Source organism: Actinoplanes sp. NPDC026623, from assembly GCF_040638275.1.
Classification (GTDB): Bacteria; Actinomycetota; Actinomycetes; order Mycobacteriales; family Micromonosporaceae; genus Actinoplanes.
The window spans coordinates 41610-63147 of sequence record NZ_JBEZXZ010000012.1 but is presented as its reverse complement, the minus strand read 5'-3'; the positions used below and the strand labels follow the sequence as shown (position 1 = coordinate 63147).

The window sequence follows — 21538 nt, the reverse complement described above, 5'->3', positions numbered from 1 at the left end:
CGCCGTCGCGTCCTATGCTTCCGGCTCCCAGGCGATCAGCTGGTCGAAGACGCGCCGGTCGCCGTCGAGCTCCAGCTGGTCCATCGCGATGCGGCCGTAGCAGAACATGACCAGCTCATTGGCCGTGCCCCGGGCGGAGACATAGGCCGAGTCCGTGACCTCGTCGGCGGCCGGGGAGGGCAGGCGGGCGGCCCGGGCCCCGTCGGCGGAGAACCAGAGCCGCCAGGAACGGCCCTCGGTGGCGTGGTAGTCGACGACCGCGGGCTTGTGCGGCCACGCGGCCGTCGTCGCGACGCAGGTGGTGACGAACTCGTCGACGCCGTCGAGGGCCACCTCTTCCGGCAGCGGCTGCGGGGCGCCCACGGCGACCTGGGCGTCGTAGGTGTGCACGGCGACCTGCTGAAGCTGGTGCCGGGCGACGGCACCGGTCGTCTGCGGCGACTGCGACGGGCCCCACCACGTCCAGCAACCACGATCCGGGCCGGCCTCCCGCAGCGCGTCCAGCAGCTCCTGGTTCGACGCGGCGAACCAGGCCAGCAGGGCCTCAGGCTCGCGGGGCGCCACCGGGGCCGAGAACGCCGGCGGAGCGTCGGCGGGCCCGGCGGCCACGATGGCGGCCCACCTGCGGCGTCCGTCGCCCAGGTGCTGCACCAGGTCGAACAACGTCCACTCTGGGCAGGTCGGCACCCGCACGTCGAGGCTGGGTGCCGCGGCGACCGCTGCCCGGAAAGCGGTCGATCGTTCGTCCATCAGCCGCAACAGGTCGGCGAACTCCAGTTTCTTCTCCACCGCGGCTTTGTACCACCCCTGTCCGACAACCGACAGCGGATTTCCCCGGCCCTGGCGGGGGCCACGCGGAAAATCTGTTGCCCGGCGGCCCACGGGTTGACCATGCTGACGCGCATGGATCAGTGACCGGTGGCGCACGTGCGCGATGAGGACGGGTTCGAGTCACCTCCCCGTCTCCGTCCGGCGTGCCATGCGAAGCCCGCACCGCGTGATCGGTGCGGGCTTCCTTCACGCGACGTGATCTGCGACGTCGCGCCAGCCGGCGTGCTCCCGCCGAGACGCCGGCTGCCCGCCACTGGATCCGGGAGGCACCCCGCGGCGCGCCATCGCGCTGCCGGGCGCCTCCCGCCTGGACCCTGGAATCGCCGAAGCCATGAACAGTTCCCGCCATATCCGCGTGCCGGCCCACGGACCCGGCATCGACCGCAAAGCGCTGTGGGTGGTCAGCGAGCTCGGACTGCCCACCATCGTCAAGGCCTGCGTGTCATGCAGGTCCACCCGGCACCGTCCCACCGGCAAGATCCGGGTCAACGCGAACCACAAGCTGCTCGACGTGTGGCTGCTGATCTGCTGCGACCTGTGCGGCCGCACGTCGAAAATCCCCGTACACGAACGCATCAACGTGCGGGCGCTGGACAACGAGCGGCTCCTGAGGTTCGAGAACAACGATCCGGCCATGGTGCGACGGCTGACCATGGACCCGGCGCTCGCCCACAAGGCCGCCTATCAGCTCGACTGGACCGGCACCTGGCAGCTGGACACCGACATGCCGTTCTACGACCTCCAGCGCGAGGATGCCGCGCCGCTCGAGGTCATCGTCAGGTTCGAGCTGCCGGCACCCGTCCGGGTCGAGAACCTGCTCACCGCCGGGTTCGGCCTGAGCCGTCCCGCCGTGCGGGCCATGGTCGGCTCCGGGCGCATCCGCCTGCCCCTGCCCATCGACGCCAAGGCCCGCGAGGACTTCACCTTCCTGGTCGTCACCGCCGCACCGCCGCCACCCGCGCGGGCATGAGGTGCCGCCCCACGGCACGATGACCTGTGCCGTGGGGCGGCCCGTACCGCGTCACCTGAACCGGTCCACGGTGACGGGGATCATTCCCTGCCGCCGCATCTGCGCCGTCAAACCGCGCAGCAGAACGCCGACCGCCTCGTCACGTTCCCCGAGCAGATCGCAGGTCACGTCCAGAGCCCACGCGGCGCCCGCGGCGACCCGGCGCAGATCCCAGCGGAACGCGTCGCCGCAAACCCGGCGGCGCACCGCGGGATCCGGCAGGTCCCCGGTGACCGGCACCCGCCACGCCTCGCTGAGCGCCGCGACGCCGTCCCCGGTCAACCCATCCGTGAACAGGATCCGGTAGACGCGCGTCTCGCGGAACCCCGGTGTGGGCTCGGGCCCGCTCAGCCGCAAGGGAGGCGGCGGCGGAGCGGGAAGGGCACCGAAGCACGCCCGCAACGCGGCCTCGTCCGGCAGGTCGCCGCCGCACAGGTCCCGATAGAACGCCGCCGCCGCGGTCCGGCAGACGGGCGTCACCCGAGCCCGCAGCGCGGCGTCGACGCGTAAGCGCCGGCTGGTGGCCGCCGCGTCGCACCAGCGGCCCTGCGACCGGCTCCAGCCACCACTCACCAGCCCGGCGCAGGAGTGGTCCGCCGCGAGCAGGAACTCCTCGGCAAGCAGCCCCTCCGGCTCGCCGGCACCGTCGTGGACCACGTAGTAGTGCAGCAGGTCGGTCGTCGTCACACGTCGATTCTGGACAGGGGCGGGGTGCTGCCGCTGTCCGGCTCGCCGGTAGCACCCCTCCTCGAACAAGCTGTACGCCGCCGGCGAGCACACCGTGGTCGAGCTCGCGGAGTTGTTCGAGGTCTCGCGGCCGACGATGTACCGGGTCCTTGAGCGGGCCCCAGACCGCCACCGCGAGCACCAAGAGCTGATATCACAGCGCAGCCTGACATCAACGGTCGGTGCGCGGAATAACGTGTTGACGGCACCGACAGGATGCTTGGTGTGCGTACCTTCAACGACCTGATCGAAGAGGCCTCCACGGTGGATGTGTCGGGCTGGGGCTTCGCCTGGCTCGACGGCCGGGCCACCGAACAGCGACCGCCTTGGGCGTACTCACGATTGATCGCCTCGCGTTTTTCTCATGTCGCATCGGCCCTGGACATCGACACGGGCGGCGGGGAAATCGTCGCCGAGATGCCTCGTCTGCCGCCGAGGATGGTGGTGACCGAAGGATGGTCCCCGAACGTCGAGCACGCGCGCCGCCTACTGTCGCCCCGTGGTGTCCAGGTCGTCAGCGTCGAGCAAGGACAGCCGTTGCCCTTCGCTGACGGCAGCTTCGAACTGGTCACGAGTCGCCACCCGGTAAAGCCGGACTGGTGCGAGATCGCCCGCGTGCTCACCGATGAGGGCACATACCTCGCTCAACACGTCGGGCCAGCGTCCGCGTTCGAACTCATCGAGTACTTTCTTGGCCCCCTTCCCCGGCAGCGCCTCGCCCGCGATTCGGACGCCGAGGCTACCGAAGCGCGCAGCGCCGGCCTGCGGATCGTCAACTTGCGCACCGCCCGCTGCCGAATGGAGTTCTTCGACATCGGCGCGGTCGTCTACATCCTGCGCAAGTGCGTCTGGTGGATTCCCGACTTCACGGTGGATCGATACCGGGACACGCTCGAGCGACTCGACGCCCACATCCGCCGGCACGGCCCCCACGTGGCCCACTCGACCCGCACCCTCATCGAGGCCAGGCGCGAACCCCGCTGAACCGACCCGGGTCACCGGCCGGCCCGCCTCGTCGACGGCCGGCAACCCGTCCAGGCCGTAGACGACGACCTGGTCACCAACGCGATCACGTCGGCCCTCGGCGCCGTCACCGACGGGTCCGTTCAGGGCGGATGGCGTGGAGTGTCTGGTGGGTGACTGCCGTCGGTGATGAGGCCGCTAGCCTCGGATATGGAGACATCGGCCCGATTCATGGGGGTGGGCCCGTGAGGAACATTGGAACGAAAACTGGCGGTAGCGACGAGCATCGATGGGGTCTACGTTGATGCCTCGTGCCGGTGGAGTTTCTCAGTGATGAGCAGGCTGCGACGTACGGGCGTTTCACGGCGCAGCCGTCGCGGGCCGAGTTGGAGCGGTTCTTCTTCCTCGACGACGCCGATAAGGCGCTGATCGGTAAACGGCGCAGCGATCACAGCAAGCTCGGGTTCAGCCTGCAGCTGGTGACGGTTCGCTATCTGGGCACGTTCCTGACGGATCCGTTGGATGTGCCGACGGTGGTGTTGGACTACGTCGCGGAGCAGTTGGAGATCGCGGACGCGTCACAGGCCAAGGCGTACGTGGAGCGGGAAAAGACCCGCTTCGAGCATCAGTGGGAGATCGTCCGGGAGTACCGGTGGCAGGACTTCACCGCAGTGCAGGCGGAGCTGACGGGGCTTGCCCCCGGATCTTGGACACGGGGTTTATGCGGCTGGCGCCAGCGTAGCTGGTGCCGTTCGGATGCTCTTCTCGTAGTTGATCGGGGATCGCTGTCCGAGGCGGGAGTGGCGGCGGACGGTGTTGTAGCGGTGCAGCCAGCGGAACGAGTCGAGGCGGGCCTGGCGTTCGTCGGTGAACGCGCGTCGGCCTTGCAGGGTCTCGCGTTTGAAGGTCGCGTTGAACGACTCAGCGAGTGCGTTGTCGGCGGAACTGCCCACCTTGCTCATCGATTGGCGAACCCCCGGCAGTGACGCAGGCGGCGGCGAACGCCTTGGACGTGTATTGCTCCCCGGTCGGAGTGGTGGATGAGTCCGCCCAGGTCGCCATCTTCAGCGCGTCCAACGCGAGGTCGGTGTAGAGCGACGTGGCGACCTGCCAGCCGACGATCAGCCGGGAGAACACGTCGAGGACGAACGCGGCGTACACCCAGCCCACACTGGTACGCACGTAGGTCAGGTCGGCGACCCACAACCGATTCGGGCCGACTGCGGTGAAGTCGCGTTTGACCAGGTCACGAAGCCGGTCGGTCTCGGCGGCCGGTCGGGTCGTGCGCGGTGAGGTGTCGCGCAGCAGCCCACGTAGCCCGGCTGCGCACATCAGTCGCTCGACCGTGCACCGGGCCACCCGCACGCCGCGCCGGTGCAGCTCGTGCCACATCTTGCGGGCGCCGTAGACGCCGTAGTTCTCGGCGTGGATCCGCTTGATCAGCGCGGTCAGCTCGTCGTCGCGCCGTGACCGGGCGCTGGTGGGACGGGTCTTGGCGGCGTAGTAGGTCGACGGTGCCATCTGTGCCGGCGTCCCTTCAAGTGCCTGCAGGACCGGCTGGACACCGTGTTCGGCCTGTTGGGAGTCGACGAAGTCGACCTTCATCGCGACGGACGGTCCAACTCCGCCGCGAAGAAAGACGCCGCAGACTTCAGGATCTGGTTCGCCCGCCGCAACTCACGATTCTCCCGCTCGAGGGCGGCGAGGCGTTCCGCGTCGCTGCTGGTCGTGCCCGGCCGATCACCGGCGTCGATCTCGGCCTTCTTCACCCAACCGCGCAGGGCTTCCGGATGGACCCCGAGTTGGTCGGCGATCCGTCGGATCGCGCCGACCGCGGACGCCGGGTCCCGGCGGGCCTCGACCACCAATCGGGTCGCACGCTCACGCAGCTCGTCGGGGTACTTCTTCGGTGCCGGCATAGCTAAATCTTCTCCCAGGTTTCGATGTCTCCATCAAACCCGGTGCGGGACACCTCCATCGGCCGATCGAACCTTGGACCATAGCCGAGACGATGACAACGTGCTGCGAAGATCCGCCTGCCGGTGCCAACGTTCGGATGCGCGGGCTGAGTCGAAAGCCGGTTGCGCGAAGGAGTTACGCGCGCGGCCTGCGGGCGTTCACCCGTCCAGGGCGATCCAGTAGCGCCGCACCGAAAAGTGCTCGAAATCGCGGATCTCTTCGAGGACACCACCTCGGCTTTCGATGGTTCGGGCCGAGGCGACGTTGTCCGCGAGGCAGGGGATGAGGACGCGGTCCAGGCCCAGCACGGCGCGGGCCTCCTCGAGCATCTCGCCCAGCGCCCAGCTCCCCAGCCCGCGACGACGCGCGGACGGGCGTACGCCGTAGCCGATCTGGCCGAGGGCGTCGTCGAATTGGTGCCGCAGGACGATTCCCCCGAGCACCTGGCCATCTTCGACGATCCAGCGCGGTGAGCCGTGTTTCTCGTCCGGGCAGGGCTCCCCGGCCAGGTGGGTCAACCGGACCCGCTGGTGCACCCAGGTGGCGAAGCCCTCGGGTGAGTCGACGTCATCGTCGGCGCTCAGGCCGAAGCCGTCCTCGTGGAGACCAGGGCCCCAGTCGTCGCGGCACTCCAGAAAGGCGGCGTGCAGGCGGGTGGTCGGCAGGATTAGTTCAGGCATGCGGCGACGGTAGTCAGGGTTTGGCCGCGAGACGAGTCGCTTCTCGCCCACTCAAGAACGCCCCAGAGGCTGATTCTGCGCCAATACTCCTCCATCAGTTTGAGGGAGTACGAGGACGCGGCGTTGGGCGCTCGATGCTAGCTTCAAGGCCGCCTGAAGGTGCATCCGGCCGAAGGGGAGGGTGCGTTTGGCGCGCGACCTACTTCATAAACGGGTGACCTGCGTCACGATTAATTGCAAGTCTTCCCGTGGTGGACCCCTGCACCCGACACGCCCGGCGCCGCCAGTCTCTAAACCGCCTTTATTACTGTCCGTGAGTAGCAGGGTAGGATGCAGTCCCGCTGCTTGAATCAAGATCATTTCGGTTTAAGCTGTGTCCGCTGCCCGTTACTTCGCGTTGATCCCGCTCAGCGACAGCGCCTGATCGGTATCCGTGACAACCTAACCGCCCGTGTCGCCGAAGCGGAACGTGAAGGCTGGCTCGGTGAAGCCGAGGAGCTTCGCGTCAGCCTTGCCGCGGCCAAGGAGAAGCTAGCCCAGGTCGACGGCACTATTCAGCGCCGCGAGGCCGCCGTCCACCTTGGCATGCCGACCTTCGCCACGATCGTCGGCCGGAACACGGCGGCTGACCCTGCAAACCATGGAGCCGCCGATGACTCAGCACCACCTCAAGGTCACGCAGGTGAACCGAGCAGCAATCAGGACGCCGAGGTCAACGCGGCATCGAAATCGGCTCTTCCGGCCAGTCGGCCACGATGACCAGGGGGATTGAGTCCGGTGATCGGTGCTCGTCTCCGCCTCGGTCGCCCCGTCCTTCTCGGCGGTCATGGCGGTGAGCCGGGCGGCGGCGTCGGTCTCAGCCTGCGCGGCCTGATTGGTCAGCTCGGTCAGAGCGCGCCGACTGGCGTCCGCTTCGTGCTCGGCGGTGAGCGCCCGGGTCCGGGTGTCGGCGAGGTCTTGGCGGACGGCGGTGAGTTCGTCGTGCAGCGCGTCGGCGGTCTCCCGGCTGGTGCGGGCGCCCTGCTCGGCGGCCTCGGCGCGACGGGTCGCGTCCTGGGCCTGCTGGTCGGCGTAGGCGCGGGCGCCGATGGCCTCGCCACGTTCGCGTTCCAGGACGGCAAGCCGGTCGGTGGCCTCGCGTACCCGCTCGTCGGCCGCGGCGATCGCCTGCCGGGATCGGGCCTCGGCGTCGCGGGCCCGGTCGCCGGCGGCGGCCGCGTCCCGCTCGGCGGCGCGCTGGCCGCGCAGGGCCCGTTCGGCGCGCTCGTCGGCCTCGCGACGGGCCTGGTCGGCCGCGGCCCGGGCCCGGTCGGCGTCGGCGACCTGCGTGGTCAGTCCGCCGCGGAGGTCGTCGAGGACCTCCCCGAGGTCGGTCAGGGCGGCGACCGCGGGGGCGAGGTCGGCGTCGAGTCGCTCGGTGCGTTCGTCGAGCAGGTCGACCAGGCCGGGCACCCCGGCGTCCTTGGCCGCCTGGCGCTCGGCGTCGTTCATCTGTTTGCAGTTGCGGGTGCCGTCCTCGCGGTCGAGCACCCAGCCCTCGCCGGGCTGCTGTCGCCACCGGGCGGTCTTGTGGTAGCCGTCGGGGCGGCCGTTGCCGTCGTGGACCGGTAGGAGGTCCGGGCAGCGGCGGTAGCCGCAGGGCCGCTCGGGAACCGGGGTGCGGCGCCGGGTCGGACGGCGGGCGGGCCGCTCGGCGGTGGGTGACATCGTCAGGTAATTATTGGATTGCCATTATCAGCAATCCATTAGTTGGTCTCAGAGCTCAGAACGGACAAAACGCAACTACACCATAATGACAGTTATGATGTATCCCGCCGGACCCGCGACGCCACGAAGGACGGCGATCGCGTCTGGCATGCTCAGGTCCTCCGCGAGAGGTACCGACTGACGCCGTCGGACTACGACTCGATGATGGATGAGCGGCACGGGGCGCGTGCCATCTGCGGCAAGGCCGAAAGCGTGCGCGGTCGTGGTGGCGCCCCGCGAAGGCTGGCCGTCGACCATGACCATCGAACCGGGACGATCAGGCAGCTGCAATCTCGTCACCTGGGCGGTCGAGGAGAACCCCGGTCCGTGCCTATCTCATGAGGCACAGCCGTAAGGCGGCCCCTGACCGGCGGTTCCTCCAGAGCCAACGTGCTGAGGTTTCCCGGCCCGCGGCCACCGGCCTCGCAGGAGATGCGTACGCGGTCTAGGGTCCCTGGGGTGGTCATGAGCGCGCAGGACGTTGTGGGCGTGATCGAGTCGGATCCGGGAGCGATGAGAGTCCTTCGGGCGGCGGCCGGCCTCGGGCTGCCGGACTGGTGGATCGGTGCCGGCTTCGTCCGCAACCGTGTCTGGGACGCGATAAGCGGCCTTCCGGCGTCGCCCGATCGGGACGTGGACGTCGCCTACTTCGACCCCGCAAGGGCGGACCCTCGCGAGGACGCACGCGCCGAAGCCCGTGCCATGGCAGTCATGCCGGGGGTGCCCTGGGAGATTCGTAACCAGGCACGGATGCATCTGCGCAATGACGATGAGCCCTACACATCCACCCTGGACGCGGTATCACGCTGGCCCGAAACCGCGACGTGCATCGCGGTGACTCTCCGGGACGACTCTGTTCACCTGGTGTCCTGTCATGGGATGGACGACCTTGTCGGAATGGTCGTCCGCCCGTCTCCGGCCTTCGACAACGCGGCCGGCCGGGCGACGGTGCGGCGCCGCGTGGAGACCAAGGGCTGGCTCGACCGATGGGCCGCACTGCGGCTGGAGACATAGCGACGCCAGCGTCGCTCGGTGATGCGTGGCAGGAATTCGAGCACCTTCCACACCCGTGAGGACCTTCGGGTGCTGCGTGTCGGGATCGAACGACAGACCCTGATGACCCCTGCGGGAGGACTTGGCGGCCGTGGCTTTGTTCGTGAGTTCCGATGTTCCCGAGTTTGAGCGCCGCCCCTCAGCGGGGACCGGTCCAGGTGTCATCGGCCGGCACACCATTCACGCACGGTAACGAATGTGCCGGGCCGGCGAGCGCCAAGGCGACGTCCAGCTCGTGCAGCTTGGACTGGGACAGGATGCCGACCCGCTCCAACAGCGACTCCGCGCTGACGGTCGTGCCCCAGGTGCAGAAGACCTTTCCGTCCTTGGGCAGCGCCAGCCGAACCACGCCGCTCTGCGCCAGGCCCTCCTCGGCTCCGAAGAAGACCTCGATACCGATGGCCCGCGTATCCGGGCCGGCCGCCGCAAGGATCCGGCATCGTTCGTCGACGTCGACCGCCTGCTCTCCGGACAGCAGGACAAATCCGAGCTTCTGCACCGGCGTGGCCGGTTCGACGATCTGCATGGCCAGAAACTCCGGCCCCGCACCTCCCGAGAGCAGCACGACGGGACGCTTCTCGTCGATCTGAGCCCACCAGACCTCGCCGCGCTCCACATGCCCTCCTAGGGTCCGGTCCAGCTCAGCGCCGCCTGTCTGAACAGCGATGCCATTCTGCATCGTCAGCGTTCTCAAGCGCGCACGACATCAGCTGGATCCGCGCACTCGGCCCGAGTGGCTTCACGATCGCTTGCACACAGCGTGAACGGGGCTTGGAGCGGCCGCGGGCACCACCCGGGCGATCAAGATCCTTGCGGCTGGTGCCATTGTGGCCACATGAGTCATCGGGTCGTGGTGCTGGTCCTGGACGGCGCGAAGCCGCTCGACGTCGGCATCCCCGCGCAGGTGTTCGCCGGCCGGCCGACCATGCCGTACCGGGTGCGGGTGTGCGGCGCCGTCTCCGGGCTGGTGGCCGGCGGGGACGGCCTGTCGTATCACGTGGCCGAGGGGGTGGAGGCGTTCGAGCACGCCGACACGATCTTCATCCCCGGCTACCGCGAGCCTGTGACCACCGAGCCGCCGGACGCGGTCGTCGCGGCGCTGCGGGCCGCGTACCGGCGTGGCACCCGGCTGGCGGCCATCTCCACCGGAGCGTTCGCGCTCGCCGCGACCGGTCTGCTGGACGGCCGGCGGGCCACCACTCACTGGCATTACACGCGGGCCCTCGCGGAGCGATACCCGGCCGTCGACGTCGACGAGAACGTGCTGTTCGTCGACGAGGGTGGCGTGCTCACCTCGGCCGGCGCGGCGTCCGGCATCGATCTGTGCCTGCACCTGGTGCGCCGCGACCACGGGGTGGGCCTGTCCAACATCGTGGCGCGACGGCTGGTCGCGGCCCCGTACCGCAGCGGCGGCCAGGCCCAGTACGTTCCGCGCAGCGTTCCGGAACCGCTCGGTGACATGTTCGCCGGCACCCGCGAGTGGGCCCTGGCCCACCTCGGCGAACCGCTCACCCTGGAGGCGCTGGCACGCAACGCCCGGGTGTCGCCACGCACCTTCTCCCGGCGGTTCGCCGAGGACACCGGATACACCCCGATGCAGTGGGTGCTGCGCGCCCGCGTCGACCTCGCCCGGGAACTGCTCGAACGCACCGGCCTGGGGGTGGAGCAGGTCGCCGACCGGGTCGGCCTGGGCACCGGCGCCAACCTGCGCCTGCATTTCCAGCGCATCCTCGGCACGTCACCCACCGAGTACCGCCACACGTTCTCGTCGTGAGCGTTCCCCGCTCGTTGATCTTGCTGGCGAGATCCTTGCGCATAGTGGCGGTCGAGCCACTGGTTCGGCCGGTGACCAGGCCCGGACGATGGTGGCATGACTCGCATCGCTGTCAATGGTTTCGGACGCATCGGACGCAATACCCTGCGAGCCCTGCTGCAACGCGACAGCAAGCTCGACGTGGTGGCCGTCAACGACCTCGCCGCCCCGGAAACCCTGGCACACCTGCTGAGGTACGACAGCGCGCTCGGCCGCCTCGGCAGCCCGGTCACCGTCGACGGTGACGACCTGGTGGTCGACGGCCGCCGCATCCGGGTGCTCGCCGAACGCGCCCCGGGCGCCCTGCCGTGGGCCGACCTCGACATCGACATCGTGCTGGAGGCCACCGGCCGGTTCACCAACGCCAAGGCCGCCCGCGCGCACCTGGACGCCGGCGCCGGCCGCGTGCTGATCAGCGCGCCCGCAGGCGGCGCCGACGTCACGCTGGCCTTCGGGGTCAACACCGCGGCGTACGACCCGGAGCGGCACCGGATCGTCTCCAGCGCGTCGTGCACGACGAACGCGCTGGCGCCGCTGGCCTCGGTGCTGGACGACCTGGCCGTCATCGAGCACGGTTTCATGACGACGGTCCACGCGTACACGCAGGAGCAGAACCTCCAGGACGGCCCGCACCGCGACCTGCGCCGTGCCCGCGCCGCCGCGGTGAACATCGCACCCACCACCACCGGCGCCGCCAAGGCGATCGGCCTGGTCCTGCCCCGGCTGGAGGGCAGACTCTCCGGCGACTCGATCCGGGTGCCGGTGCCGTTGGGTTCGCTGCTCGAACTGAACACCGTGGTGGCCCGCCCGGTGACGCGCGACGAGGTGCTCGCCGCCTACCGCGCCGCGGCCGGCGGCGCGCTGCACGGCATCCTGGAGTACGCCGACGATCCGCTCGTCTCCAGCGACATCACCGGCAATCCGGCCTCGGCCGTCTTCGACTCCCTGCTCACCCGGGTCGACGGCAGGCACGTCAAGGTGGTGGCCTGGTACGACAACGAGTGGGGCTTCGCCAACCGCGTCATCGACACCCTCGAACACCTGGCCGGATGATCCTGGAGGTGGTGGCCAGGACTCCAGCGGTCGCCGTCAAGCCAGGAGACCTCGTACGAGGAGCTCGACCTGCGCCTGCATGCGTTCCAGCCCGTCGGCGGCTCTGGTGCGGGCAACGTACATGCCGGCCTCGTTGATCGCTCCCAGCAGGAGTTGCCCGGCCAGTTCCGGGTCGATCCCCGCCGCCAGGTACCCGTCGTGGGCGGCGGCCTCGAGCAGGCTTCTGATGAAGCCCAGCGAGCGCCCGCCGTCGACGGCGCGCCACTGCGACCATCGCAAGGCGACGGGCGCCTCGACGAACACGATGCGTAGCGTGGTCTGATCCCGGGCCACGACGCGGAGGACTTCTCGGCCCGCGCGCAGGCACCTCTCCCGGGAGTCGGCGAGTCCGGCCAGCGCCTGCTCCACATCGGCCAGCAGTTCCCGCTCGACGGTGGCGAACACCGCCTCCATCACCTCGGTCAGGTTGGCGAAGTGGTGGTACAGGGCGCCACGGGTCACCCCCGCCGCCTCGCACAATCCGGTGGTGGTCACCTCGCCGAACCCGTCCTTGTAGTTCGCGAGAGCCTTCGCGACCAGGACGCCCGAGGCGGTGCTTATCTGGACCTCGCGGGCGGCGAGCGTACGTCCGCGGCGGGCCATCGACAGCACGGCCGCGATCGTGAAGACGATCAGCTCGCGGCAGCTCGCCACGCCCAGCCTCTGCCCGGGATGGAACGTCCGGACCGAACTCAACCACCTCGTGGGCGGCATGCGCGTCTACGCCGCCGAACTGTCTGGAACCCGCGCGGCGGCGGACCACGAGGCCGACTGGCTCGGCGACGACAACCGCGACGCCTACACCCAGGCGGCCCGGCTCGACCGCGCGGCGTGGCATCGTCCCGGCGTTCTCGACACGACCGTACGCCTGGGCTTCGGACCCGTCCCCGGGCACCTCGCCGCGTTGATCCACCTCACCGAGGTCCTCGTCCACGGCGCAGACCTGGCGGTCGTGACCGAACAGCAGACGTGCATCGACGATGGCGCGTGCGAGGAGCTGCTGGCGGTCATGCGCACGATGGACTTCGCCGCCTTCCGCCGGCCAGGGATGTTCGGTCCCGAACGAGCGGCACCCACCGGCACGCCGGCACACCGACGTTTGCTGGCCTTCCTCGGCCGCGATTTCCCCGAGCAACTTGCGACCCCGGAGCCCGGCCGGCCACGAGGCCCGAGCTACAGAGCCGCCCCAAATCGCGCGACAGGATCTTGAGTGGCGGCCACACTGTGCTGGTGCTGGAGCCGGACCCGAATGAGCAGGACTACCTGCGGCAGATCGAGTTGCTTGCCCTTGACGTGGTTGGCGCAGCCCGGGAAGAGGGCTGGCAGGCTTACGGCGACGACCCGGCGGATGCCACCAGGATGCGGCGCTCGGTCAGCGAACTGGCGCGGACCCTTCGACACCATCACTTCGAGGACGACGGCTGCGTCGAACAGGATCGGCCGATGCTTCACCTCGGCGGCGCCGCGTTGTTCGAGCCGGGTGAAGCGGAGGGACAGCGAGACGGCTACCGGGCCGGTTGTGCCCGGCTCGGTGTCGACGCCCGGGAGGAGGGCTGGGCACTGTGGTACACCTGGGACCACCAGGAGCGCGCGCACACCATGGTGACCACCGCCCTGGAGGCGACTCGCGGCCTGCTGGACAACTGGGCACGGGGCCGCGATGTTCATCCGGCCCAGCCCCGGCGCAGTCAGATCCGCGCCGTCATCCGGGGATGGGTCGGGCCGATCACCCTGTCGCCCAGTCACGCCCGCACGAAAGGGCTGGGCGGATGTTGAGGCCGGCGGACGGCAGGAGTCGTAGCGGCCCGGCGGGTTTTCGGCCTGACGATGCTGGTCCATCTCCTTTCCGCGGCCAGTTTCGTGGCCCTGGCGGCGGCCGACCTGGAGGGCTGTGATCAGGGCGACAGTGCCGGCTATGCCCTGGTGATCGCGGTCGCCCTGGATCTGGTTCTGGCCGTGGCCGTCCTGGTCGTCATGGGGGTGCGGCGGCCCGGTGAGCGCATTCGGGTCTGCCTCGGCTGGGCGGCCGGCCTGATCCCGGCGCTTGCCGGCGTCGTCATGGCCGCCGCGTACGTCGAGGGCCTCGGCACGGGCTGCCCCGTCTGATCGCCCGCGGCGCGACACAAAGGTCTACTGTCACCTTCCGTGATGATGCGGATGCTGAGCGGGGTGTGATCAGAACGTCTTCATGGGCCCGGCCGGCCGGGCATCGCCACCCGGCCGAGTGTCGGGAAAGGACCGGACCGTCACGCCCGCCGCGCGGCGGTCGGGGAATTGCCCAGGTCGATGCCCATAGGCCGGCCGATGACGGACTCTGTGGACCGTCCGGCGCGCAAGGCATTCCCCCATCAACTTTACTTAAAGTAACGTCAATATCGGATTATCCCGCCTTGACATTGATCTCTCGGAATCACTTATAGTCACCGCCGTGAGTGAGAACGGGCGGTCGGTCGGCATGCTTCTAACCCATCATGAACTGGATGATCATGAGGTCGACGAGGCCTTGTCCACGATGCCCGCCCTGATCACCGCCGACACTTTCCGTGTTGCACCCGGCGGCGGTGCGGAGACCTCGTTGCTGGATGCGGACGGGATTTCCGTGGCTCTGGGTGACAGCGGCTGCGGCGCGGTTCCAGAAAGCCCGGACGCGGCCCTCGACGGTCCGGCCGGACCGGGCCGGCCGACGCGGCGCCGATGGTTCGCGCCGGACACCGACGGGATCGACGTGGGACTGGACCTGTTGTCCTTCGGACCAGACGCCGACTGGCTCGCGCCGGCCGATTCGGGCGCCTCTGCCGCGGCCGAGCAGACGGTGACCGTCCGGGAACGTCCCAGGATCAGGCGCCTACCGTTGATTCTCGCCCGCTGGCGGTCCTGGGCGTTTCCCCGCTACCGGCGGATGAAGTCAGCGACATAGGCACAGCCGTCAGCCGGCCGGCGGGCGGCGCCCCCAGGCCGAGATCAGGGGCGCGAGAGTCAGGTCGAGTTCGCCGGCGTGGATGGCGGCCAGGTGCGCGTCGATCTCGGCCTCGTCGGCCAGCCCGGCCGCGAGCAGCTCGCCGCGCACGTGCCGTACGGTGGCCGCCTCCAGCCGGTCGCAGGCCGGCCCGCCCACCGGGAAGAACCCCGCCGCGGCGACGTCGACCAGGCCGGCCTCCCGCAACGCCCGCGGCAGCGTCCGGCCGTAGCGCAGGTCGGCGCCGCGGCGCGTCAGCAGTTCCCGGACCGAGTTGCGCAGCCGGTTGGCCCGCCGCTGCGCGGGGCCGCTGTCGTCCAGGCAGGCCAGTGGCTGCAGGGCGGTGTCGGCGTCCTCGATCAGCAGCCGGCCGCCGGGCCGCAGCGCCGCGACCATCGTGGCCAGCGCCGCGGCCCGGTCGGGCAGATGGACCAGCACGAGCCGGGCGTGCACCAGATCGAAGGTTCCCGGCTCCGGTGGCGGATCGGCGACGACGTCGTGCCGGCGCACCTCGTACCCGCCCCCGGTCTGCAGCCATGACGGGTCGATGTCCGTGGCCAGCACGTACCCGGTCGGGCCGACGGCGGCCGCGAGCGCCTCCGGGATGCTGGGGCCGCCGGCGCCCACCTCCCAGCAGCGCGAGCCGGCCCGGACCCCCAGCCGGTCGAGGTGGCCCCGCGTCACGCCGTCGAACAGTTCGGCCAGCCAGACGAATCGCTCGCCCGCCTCGGCGCGCGCGTTGTCCAGCAGGTACCCGCGGTCGGGCGGGCGGGGCGAGGAGGTCATCAGTCCATGGTCACCTCCCCGGCCAGGAGACACGCCGACGGATCACATAGGTAGTTCAGATACATATATAGTTGTCCTATGCGAGAGGCTACGTACTTCATCCTGGCCGCACTGCAGGGCGGCGCCCTGCACGGCTACGCGATCATCAAGCAGGCCGAGGCCCTCTCTCAGGGGCGCGTGCGGCTGGCCACCGGCACCCTCTACACGGCACTCGACCGGCTCACCGGCGAGGAGCTGGTGCGGGTGGTGAACGAGGAGGTGGTCAACGGCCGGGCCCGGCGCTACTACGACCTGACCCCTGACGGCCGCGCCGCCCTCCAGACCGAGGCCACCCAGCTGGCGGCGGCCGCCCGGGTCGTCACCGATCGGATGACCACGGTCGTCGCCCGGCCCGCGGTGGGCCTCGCGTGAGCGCCGGCCTGGAGCGCCGCTACACGCGCCTGCTGCGCCTCTACCCGGCCCGCTACCGCCGGGAGCGCGGCGCCGAACTGCTCGGCACCCTGCTCGAAGGGTCCGGCCCCGCACGCCGCGAGACCGGACATCTGATCCTCGGCGCGCTCCGCGCTCACGCCGGCGACGCCCGCCGGTCGGTCCCGGACAGCTGGCTGTCCGCCGGCCGGGCGGCCGCCCTGATGCTTCTCGGGTACGCGACCATGAACGCCGCCAGCTACCTGATGCTCGGCTTCGGCAGGTGCTCCTGGTGTTCGCGCTGCTCGGCGTCGCCCTGCTCTGGGTCGCCGTTGACGAGCGGGTGCCCATGGCCGTCGGCCTGTTCACCGGCTACGCCGTGCTGAACCAGGTGACCTTCGAGGCGGGCACCGGAGGCGTTCCCCGGTCGACTCCGCTGGTGGCCCTCCTGCAGATCTCCATCGTCGCATCCCTGCCCGTCGTGCTGCTGCTCCTGTCCGGCATCGCCGCCCGCCGCCAGGCCCGACTCTGACAGTGCGGCCGTCGGGCGAGGCGGCCGGCGGCGACCGCGCGTACCTCGGGTGTCTGTCGCGCAGGTATCGCAGCCGCTCACGGCGTGTTGTGGGTGCTCCCCGCCGCCGGATCGAGCGCGTTCACCGCCCGCAGGTAGGCGGCGCGTCCGAACGAGTGCGGGTCTCCCAGGCCGGGTGCCGAGGTTCGTCGTTGTGCACGATGATGTCGGCGTGCTCGGCCGGGCGGACCGCGGCGACGTAGAGCCGCTGGGAGGGGATGTAACGCTCGCGCCAGCGCCGTTCGACCTCGGCCCGCGATGACACCCGGCGTTCCCGGACCACGGCACGGTCCACGGTCCTCTCGAGCGCGACCGACACGAGGATGCGCAGATCCCACCGATCAATCAGTTCCGGTCGCATGAGGAAGACCCCGTCGAAGAGCAGCACGGCGCCGGCTGGGGCGGTCGCGACCGGCGGGCAGGACACGGCATCGGCGGCGCGGTCGTAGACCGCGTGCCGGTAGCGCCGGTCCCCGCCCGGACCGAGCGGATCGAGCAGCACCCGGTTCAGCGCGTCGTGGTCGTGCGTGTCGAAGTAGCAGCCCTCGGCCGAGAACTCGCCGCGCGGATAGCGCAGCGCCCGAGGGAAGAGGAAATCGTCGATCGTCGCCTGGATGACCTCGCGGCCACGCGCGCGCAGCACGACGGCCAGCTCGTCGGCGAGCGTGGTCTTACCCGCGGCCGGCGGCCCGTCGACGGCGACCCGCACCGGGTGCGCCACCGCGACCGACCCGACCGCCTCGGCCAGCCGGCCGAGCATCTCGTCACGGGGGCCTCGATGCATGTCCAGTCCCATTCCGTAAGTAGTACTAGCCTCGGGCTCGTGGACGACGGACTCCTTCGCCGGCGGGAATCCACCGCCTCTACGTGGTGGGGCACGACGGCAGCACGCCGCACGATCTGGTCCCGGCGGTTGCCGCGCTCGCCGGGCGTCCCGAAGACCACCTCGGCCGGCGGGCCGACGACGACCTGCGCACCCGGGTCGCCGCGCCGGCCCGGACCGTCCTGAACCGCGTGCTCGCGTCCTGCCCCGATCTCGGCAGGACGCGGCGTTAGCATCGCTGCGTGATCGACGACTTCGCCGGACGGCTCCTGCGCGACGCGGCCCGCCTCGACCCGTGCGCCGCCGCGGTCGAGGCCGGCGAGCAGGACGTCGACGGGCTCACCGACTACAGCCCGGACGGCCACCAGGCCCGCGCCGATCTCGCCGCCCGCGCCCTGCGCGAGCTCGAGACCGTGCCGGGGACGCCGGGCCCGCTGCACGCCCACCTCGCCGAACGCCTGCGCACCCGGATCGCCTTCCACGATGCCGGTGAGGACCTGCGCGAACTGCACGCGGCCGCCACCGGCCCGCTGCAGCTCATCCGCCAGTCCGTCGAGGCCGCGGTGCCCGGCCGCGACACCGAGGGCGCGGCCTTCGAGGACGGCTGGGCCCGCGTCGGCGCGCGCCAGCAGGCGATCCCCGAGACCCTGGACGGGTACGCCCGCAGCCTGCTGCTCGCCGCCGAGCGCGGCCACCTGCCGACCCGGCGGCAGGTGGAGGTCGTGACACAGCACTGCCGCACCTGGGCCGGCGAGGACATCGCCCTGGTGGAGCGCTACGGCGCCGGGCGCCGCCGGGAGTCGTTGCGGGCGGCGGCGCGAGCCGCGGGGGAGGCGTACCAGAGGCTCGCCGGGAGGCTGACCGCCGAGCTGGCACCGCGGGCGCGCGACGGCGAGGCCTTCGGACCGCAACGGTACGCACTCTGGGTGCGCACGTTCCTCGCCGCCGAGCCGGATCTGCGCGAGCTCTACGGCTGGGGCTGGGACGAGTTCACCGCGATCGAGGCGGAACTGGTCGCCGAGGCGGGGAACCTGGGCGGGACCGTGCCCGAGGTGCTCGACCGGCTCGACAGCCCCGGCGCGCCCGGCACCCTGCACGACCGGGCGGCGTTCGGTGCGTGGCTGCAGGAGCTGCTGGAGGCCACCACCGAGCGGTTGCACGGCACGCACTTCGACATCCCCGAGCCGCTGCGGCGCATCGAATCCCAGGTGACCGTGTCCGCCGGCACCTCCTACACCGCGCCCTCGCGGGACCTGACCCGGCCGGGCCGGGTCCGATGGTTGCTCCCGGAGGGCAACGCGATCTTCCCCACCTGGTACGCCTACAGCACCGCGTACCACGAGGGCGTCCCCGGCCACCACCTCCAGATCGGCTCCGAGGCCTGCCGGGGCGGCCTCGGGCAGCGGCTGAACCTGCTCGGCGGGCTCTCCGGCTGCCAGGAGGGCTGGGCCCTGTACGCCGAGCGGTTCATGGACGAGCTCGGCCTCTACCCGCAGCCCGGCGCCCGCCTGGGGCACCTGTTCATGCAGCTGTTGCGGGCCGCGCGGGTCGTGCTCGACATCGGCCTGCACCTGCGGCTGCCGGTGCCCTCCGGCGGCGGTGCCCGGTGGACGCCGGAGGCCGCGCTGCGGCTGCTGCGGGACCGCTGCCATCAGGGGCCGTACGCGCCCTTGGAGCTCGCGCGTTATCTGGGCCGGCCGGGGCAGGCGCTGAGCTACAAGGTGGGCGAGCGGGTGTGGCTGGCGGGCCGCGCGTCCTTCCGCGGCGACCGGCGCGAATTCCACAGCCGGGCGCTGGAGGTCGGTTCGCTGGGACTGGACCAGTTGACGGCCGCGCTGGCCGCATGAGGGGGCACAGCGACTTCCGGGAGATCGCCGACCGGGTCTACGTCCTGCGGTACCCGGTGCTGGACGTCAACGTCACGCTTGTCACCTCTGCGGGGGCGGCCCTGGTGGTGGACACGCTGTCCACCGCGGCCCAGGCCGGCGAGCTGGCCGCCGCGATCCGCGGGATCACCCGCGACCCGTTGACGATCGTGAACACCCATCACCACTTCGACCACTGCTTCGGCAACGCGACGCTGGCCGGGCCCGAGGTGCCGATCTGGGCGCACGAGGACGCCGCGCGGGAGTTGCGCGACGACGCCGGCACCCTGCGGCGGCGCCTGTACGAGCAGTGGCTGCCCACCGAACCGGAGCTGGCGGCCGGGCTCGCCGAGGTCACCGTGCGGGTGCCCGACCGGCTGGTGCGCACCGGGGCGACCGTCGACGTGGGCGGGCGTACCGTGTCGCTGCACCACTTCGGGCGCGGGCACACCGGCGGCGACCTGGTGGTCGAGGTGCCCGACGCCCGGGTGGTGCTCGCCGGCGACCTGGTGGAGCAGGGCGCCCCGCCGTCGTACGGCGACGACGCCTACCCGCTGGAGTGGCCGGACACCGTTGCCGCGCTGCTGCGCCTGGTGCCGCCGGACGGCGTCGTGGTGCCGGGGCACGGCGCGCCGGTGGACCGCGCGTTCGTGCGGGACCAGCACCGGCAGCTCAGCGACCTGGGCCGGCTGATCCGCGCGGGCCACGCCGATGGCGCCGGTCCCGCCGACGTGGCGGCCCGCTCGCCGTTCGGCGCCGAGGCGTCCCTGGTCGCGGTCCGCCGCGGATACGCCGAACTGTCCGGACCTGAGCTATGAGGCCGAACGCCGGCCCCGGAAGCGTGCGATCTGCTCCCCGACCGGGCCGGGCGGCTCGGCGATCGAGTCGATGATCGTCCGGACGGTCCCCTCGTGCTCCGCATGGGTTTCCCAGAAGCTCCGGTCGATCCGCAGCACCGCCCTGAGCAGGTCACCCTCGTACATGCCGGCGTCGGCCAGGGGATCACGCTTCAGGATTTCCAGCGCCACGGGCACCAGGAAGGTCACGCCGATCTGCTGACCGATGAGCAGCCGGAGATCGGCGATGGTCAGGTCCGCGACCGGCCGCCGGCGTAGCCGGTGCGCCGTCGCGATCAGCCGCGTCGCGTCCACGGGCGGATCGCCCCAGCGCTCGCCCTCCAACTCCTCGAGCGAACGCCGCCGCCCAGCCTGCTCACCCATGCGATGTGGCGGGACCGGGGGCACCCCAGAAACGACGACCCGCTGTCAACAGCTCGCGCGCAACCTCACGCCGGTACCGCTGTCGCACGCCGACCGCGTCGAGGGCCGCGGCGACCAGTCGCCCGGCCTCATCGGGCAGGTCGGCGTCGCCCATCGCCGGCAGCAGCAGAAGCAGGCGCTCGGCCGCGCTCCGGGTGGGGTCCGGCCGGCTCGCGACAGCTATGAGGTCCTCCCATGAAAACGCCGGTCCCTGAAAGTGACCCTCGAGCGCAGCCACCGTCGTGACCGTGTCGGTGCCGGCCGGCTGGCGAAGGTAATCCCATCCCGCGTCTCCCTCGAAGTTGCGAAAGAGCACGTAAAGGCGGTCGCCGGAAGCGAGCCGCACCACAACGAACGGCCACCTGTCCGCGTGGTGCAGCTCCGCCGCGTACGCCTCGACGTCGGCCGGATCGGCCGCGAAGGCGACGGCCGCGGTTTCGGAGCCACCGACCGTGAACAGAAACGCCGGCCAGAACAGGTCGTCGTCCAACCACGACGTGGCATCGACGAGCACCGACTCGTCAACCGGCGGGTGGAATTCGCTCAGATAGCGGCGCAGGGACACAGCGGCACCGGGCTTACCGGGCGCGCTCGGGCCAGACGAGGCCCTGGTCGGTCCAGACGACGCCCTTGTTGTGGCACAGGCAGAAGGGGTGGCCGACGGGATCGGTGTAGACGCGGAAGCCGTAGCCGTTGGGGCCGACGGAGTCCCGCTGCAGGCTCGCGCCGAGGGCCAGGACCCGGCCCTGTTCCGCCTCGATGTCGTCGACCTCGAAGTCGAGGTGGAACTGCTTGGGGTGCTCGCTGTCGGGCCACCGAGGTGCCCGGTAGTCCTCCACCCGGTTGAAGGCCAGCTCGACCTCGCCGAACCGGATGCCGGCCCAGTAGTCGTCGCTGCCCGCCTTCACCGGGCGGCCCGTCACCTCGGAGTAGAAGGCTGCCAGCTTCATCGGGTCCGGGCAGTCGATGATGAAATCGGTGAGTCGCAGCATCCCGCG

General features: G+C 70.8%; 30 protein-coding genes and 1 pseudogene. 17 read left to right on the top strand and 14 right to left on the bottom strand.

All coding sequences use genetic code 11. From position 1 onward, the window contains the following. Positions 1-12: 12 nt before the first annotated feature. Positions 13-789 (bottom strand): maleylpyruvate isomerase family mycothiol-dependent enzyme, encoded by a 777-nt coding sequence (locus AB0F10_RS06010; protein ID WP_360620691.1) that lies wholly within the window; start codon positions 787-789, stop codon positions 13-15. Positions 790-1186: 397 nt separating this feature from the next. Here AB0F10_RS06010 and AB0F10_RS06005 point away from each other — a divergent pair, with 397 nt between their 5' ends. Beyond that, positions 1187-1801 carry a DUF1062 domain-containing protein gene (locus AB0F10_RS06005; RefSeq protein ID WP_360620690.1) on the top strand — a complete coding sequence of 205 codons (615 nt, stop codon included), beginning with the start codon at positions 1187-1189 and terminating at the stop codon, positions 1799-1801. Positions 1802-1852: 51 nt separating this feature from the next. On the opposite strand, the gene AB0F10_RS06000 is transcribed toward AB0F10_RS06005, so the two are convergent. Then, entirely contained in the window at positions 1853-2527 is a 675-nt protein-coding gene (locus AB0F10_RS06000; RefSeq protein ID WP_360620689.1) for a hypothetical protein, read from the bottom strand. 94 nt (positions 2528-2621) lie between these two features. Here AB0F10_RS06000 and AB0F10_RS05995 point away from each other — a divergent pair, with 94 nt between their 5' ends. The 3 genes and pseudogenes from AB0F10_RS05995 to AB0F10_RS05985 form a co-directional block, all read left to right on the top strand. After that, entirely contained in the window at positions 2622-2813 is a 192-nt protein-coding gene (locus AB0F10_RS05995) for a hypothetical protein (protein WP_360620688.1), read from the top strand. Beyond that, positions 2792-3550, top strand: coding sequence for a methyltransferase domain-containing protein (locus AB0F10_RS05990; RefSeq protein WP_360620687.1), 759 nt, complete (start codon positions 2792-2794; stop codon positions 3548-3550). Before AB0F10_RS05995 ends, AB0F10_RS05990 begins: the two co-directional genes overlap by 22 nt. Positions 3551-3840: 290 nt before the next feature. After that, positions 3841-4206 (top strand): annotated as a pseudogene (locus AB0F10_RS05985) (DUF4158 domain-containing protein); the annotation flags it as partial. A 42-nt stretch (positions 4207-4248) separates the two neighbouring features. Here AB0F10_RS05985 and AB0F10_RS05980 read toward each other — a convergent pair. The 5 genes from AB0F10_RS05980 to AB0F10_RS05960 form a co-directional block, all read right to left on the bottom strand. Then, on the bottom strand, positions 4249-4491 hold the full coding sequence (locus AB0F10_RS05980; protein ID WP_360620715.1) for an integrase core domain-containing protein: 243 nt from the start codon (positions 4489-4491) through the stop codon (positions 4249-4251). Beyond that, the gene (locus AB0F10_RS05975) at positions 4451-5134 is read right to left on the bottom strand and encodes an IS3 family transposase (RefSeq protein ID WP_360620686.1); all 684 of its coding nucleotides are present in this window, start codon (positions 5132-5134) and stop codon (positions 4451-4453) included. Before AB0F10_RS05975 ends, AB0F10_RS05980 begins: the two co-directional genes overlap by 41 nt. Continuing rightward, positions 5131-5448, bottom strand: coding sequence for a transposase (locus AB0F10_RS05970; RefSeq protein ID WP_360620685.1), 318 nt, complete (start codon positions 5446-5448; stop codon positions 5131-5133). Before AB0F10_RS05970 ends, AB0F10_RS05975 begins: the two co-directional genes overlap by 4 nt. A gap of 198 nt (positions 5449-5646) precedes the next feature. Further along, positions 5647-6168, bottom strand: a complete 522-nt coding sequence (locus tag AB0F10_RS05965; protein WP_360620684.1) for a GNAT family N-acetyltransferase — start codon at positions 6166-6168, stop codon at positions 5647-5649. A 657-nt stretch (positions 6169-6825) separates the two neighbouring features. Next, a complete protein-coding gene (locus AB0F10_RS05960; RefSeq protein WP_360620683.1) occupies positions 6826-7875 on the bottom strand; it encodes a hypothetical protein in 1050 nt (349 codons plus the stop codon). A 42-nt stretch (positions 7876-7917) separates the two neighbouring features. Between AB0F10_RS05960 and AB0F10_RS05955 the strand changes: the two genes are divergently transcribed. Together AB0F10_RS05955 and AB0F10_RS05950 are read left to right on the top strand one after the other, a co-directional pair. Next, positions 7918-8256, top strand: coding sequence for an endonuclease domain-containing protein (locus tag AB0F10_RS05955; RefSeq protein WP_360620682.1), 339 nt, complete (start codon positions 7918-7920; stop codon positions 8254-8256). Positions 8257-8379: 123 nt separating this feature from the next. Next, complete coding sequence (locus tag AB0F10_RS05950; RefSeq protein ID WP_360620681.1) at positions 8380-8928, top strand: nucleotidyltransferase family protein; 549 nt, start codon at positions 8380-8382, stop codon at positions 8926-8928. Positions 8929-9106: 178 nt separating this feature from the next. On the opposite strand, the gene AB0F10_RS05945 is transcribed toward AB0F10_RS05950, so the two are convergent. After that, positions 9107-9661 carry a hypothetical protein gene (locus AB0F10_RS05945; RefSeq protein ID WP_360620680.1) on the bottom strand — a complete coding sequence of 185 codons (555 nt, stop codon included), beginning with the start codon at positions 9659-9661 and terminating at the stop codon, positions 9107-9109. Positions 9662-9802: 141 nt separating this feature from the next. Between AB0F10_RS05945 and AB0F10_RS05940 the strand changes: the two genes are divergently transcribed. Next, positions 9803-10741: a DJ-1/PfpI family protein gene (locus AB0F10_RS05940; protein ID WP_360620679.1), complete on the top strand. Its 939-nt coding sequence runs from the start codon at positions 9803-9805 to the stop codon at positions 10739-10741. Between the two features lie 96 nt (positions 10742-10837). Then, positions 10838-11833, top strand: a complete 996-nt coding sequence (gap, locus tag AB0F10_RS05935) for a type I glyceraldehyde-3-phosphate dehydrogenase (protein ID WP_360620678.1) — start codon at positions 10838-10840, stop codon at positions 11831-11833. Positions 11834-11869: 36 nt separating this feature from the next. Here gap and AB0F10_RS05930 read toward each other — a convergent pair whose 3' ends face one another. Continuing rightward, the gene (locus tag AB0F10_RS05930; RefSeq protein WP_360620677.1) at positions 11870-12568 is read right to left on the bottom strand and encodes a TetR/AcrR family transcriptional regulator; all 699 of its coding nucleotides are present in this window, start codon (positions 12566-12568) and stop codon (positions 11870-11872) included. Between AB0F10_RS05930 and AB0F10_RS05925 the strand changes: the two genes are divergently transcribed. From AB0F10_RS05925 to AB0F10_RS05910, 4 genes are all read left to right on the top strand, one after another. Next, positions 12495-13082: a TIGR03086 family metal-binding protein gene (locus tag AB0F10_RS05925; RefSeq protein ID WP_360620676.1), complete on the top strand. Its 588-nt coding sequence runs from the start codon at positions 12495-12497 to the stop codon at positions 13080-13082. The genes AB0F10_RS05930 and AB0F10_RS05925 overlap by 74 nt on opposite strands. Positions 13083-13102: 20 nt before the next feature. Continuing rightward, the gene (locus AB0F10_RS05920; RefSeq protein ID WP_360620675.1) at positions 13103-13648 is read left to right on the top strand and encodes a hypothetical protein; all 546 of its coding nucleotides are present in this window, start codon (positions 13103-13105) and stop codon (positions 13646-13648) included. 51 nt (positions 13649-13699) lie between these two features. After that, positions 13700-13978: a hypothetical protein gene (locus AB0F10_RS05915; RefSeq protein WP_360620674.1), complete on the top strand. Its 279-nt coding sequence runs from the start codon at positions 13700-13702 to the stop codon at positions 13976-13978. A gap of 322 nt (positions 13979-14300) precedes the next feature. Beyond that, complete coding sequence (locus AB0F10_RS05910) at positions 14301-14789, top strand: hypothetical protein (protein WP_360620673.1); 489 nt, start codon at positions 14301-14303, stop codon at positions 14787-14789. 9 nt (positions 14790-14798) lie between these two features. Here the strand turns inward: AB0F10_RS05910 and AB0F10_RS05905 are convergent, their stop codons facing one another. Then, positions 14799-15614 carry a methyltransferase domain-containing protein gene (locus AB0F10_RS05905; protein ID WP_360620672.1) on the bottom strand — a complete coding sequence of 272 codons (816 nt, stop codon included), beginning with the start codon at positions 15612-15614 and terminating at the stop codon, positions 14799-14801. Positions 15615-15692: 78 nt separating this feature from the next. Here AB0F10_RS05905 and AB0F10_RS05900 point away from each other — a divergent pair, with 78 nt between their 5' ends. Continuing rightward, on the top strand, positions 15693-16025 hold the full coding sequence (locus AB0F10_RS05900) for a PadR family transcriptional regulator (RefSeq protein ID WP_360620671.1): 333 nt from the start codon (positions 15693-15695) through the stop codon (positions 16023-16025). A gap of 280 nt (positions 16026-16305) precedes the next feature. Then, positions 16306-16554: a hypothetical protein gene (locus AB0F10_RS05895; protein ID WP_360620670.1), complete on the top strand. Its 249-nt coding sequence runs from the start codon at positions 16306-16308 to the stop codon at positions 16552-16554. 121 nt (positions 16555-16675) lie between these two features. On the opposite strand, the gene AB0F10_RS05890 is transcribed toward AB0F10_RS05895, so the two are convergent. Continuing rightward, positions 16676-17377: a uridylate kinase gene (locus AB0F10_RS05890; protein ID WP_360620669.1), complete on the bottom strand. Its 702-nt coding sequence runs from the start codon at positions 17375-17377 to the stop codon at positions 16676-16678. Positions 17378-17460: 83 nt separating this feature from the next. On the opposite strand from AB0F10_RS05890, the gene AB0F10_RS05885 reads away from it, so the two are divergent. Genes AB0F10_RS05885 through AB0F10_RS05875 form a run of 3 tightly spaced genes read left to right on the top strand, consistent with a single transcriptional unit; the run spans position 17461 to position 20099 of the window. Further along, positions 17461-17649 (top strand): hypothetical protein, encoded by a 189-nt coding sequence (locus AB0F10_RS05885; protein WP_360620668.1) that lies wholly within the window; start codon positions 17461-17463, stop codon positions 17647-17649. A 9-nt stretch (positions 17650-17658) separates the two neighbouring features. Beyond that, a complete protein-coding gene (locus tag AB0F10_RS05880) occupies positions 17659-19263 on the top strand; it encodes a DUF885 domain-containing protein (RefSeq protein WP_360620667.1) in 1605 nt (534 codons plus the stop codon). After that, entirely contained in the window at positions 19260-20099 is an 840-nt protein-coding gene (locus AB0F10_RS05875; RefSeq protein ID WP_360620666.1) for an MBL fold metallo-hydrolase, read from the top strand. The genes AB0F10_RS05880 and AB0F10_RS05875 overlap by 4 nt, the downstream gene beginning before the upstream one ends. On the opposite strand, the gene AB0F10_RS05870 is transcribed toward AB0F10_RS05875, so the two are convergent. The 3 genes from AB0F10_RS05870 to AB0F10_RS05860 are packed head-to-tail and all read right to left on the bottom strand — an operon-like array spanning position 20094 to position 21532. After that, on the bottom strand, positions 20094-20501 hold the full coding sequence (locus AB0F10_RS05870) for a contact-dependent growth inhibition system immunity protein (RefSeq protein ID WP_360620665.1): 408 nt from the start codon (positions 20499-20501) through the stop codon (positions 20094-20096). The two genes, AB0F10_RS05875 and AB0F10_RS05870, sit on opposite strands and share 6 nt — an antisense overlap. Then, positions 20494-21105, bottom strand: a complete 612-nt coding sequence (locus AB0F10_RS05865; RefSeq protein WP_360620664.1) for a hypothetical protein — start codon at positions 21103-21105, stop codon at positions 20494-20496. The genes AB0F10_RS05870 and AB0F10_RS05865 overlap by 8 nt, the downstream gene beginning before the upstream one ends. Before the next feature lie 13 nt (positions 21106-21118). After that, positions 21119-21532: a VOC family protein gene (locus AB0F10_RS05860; protein ID WP_360620663.1), complete on the bottom strand. Its 414-nt coding sequence runs from the start codon at positions 21530-21532 to the stop codon at positions 21119-21121. Between the last annotated feature and the right edge of the window lie 6 nt (positions 21533-21538).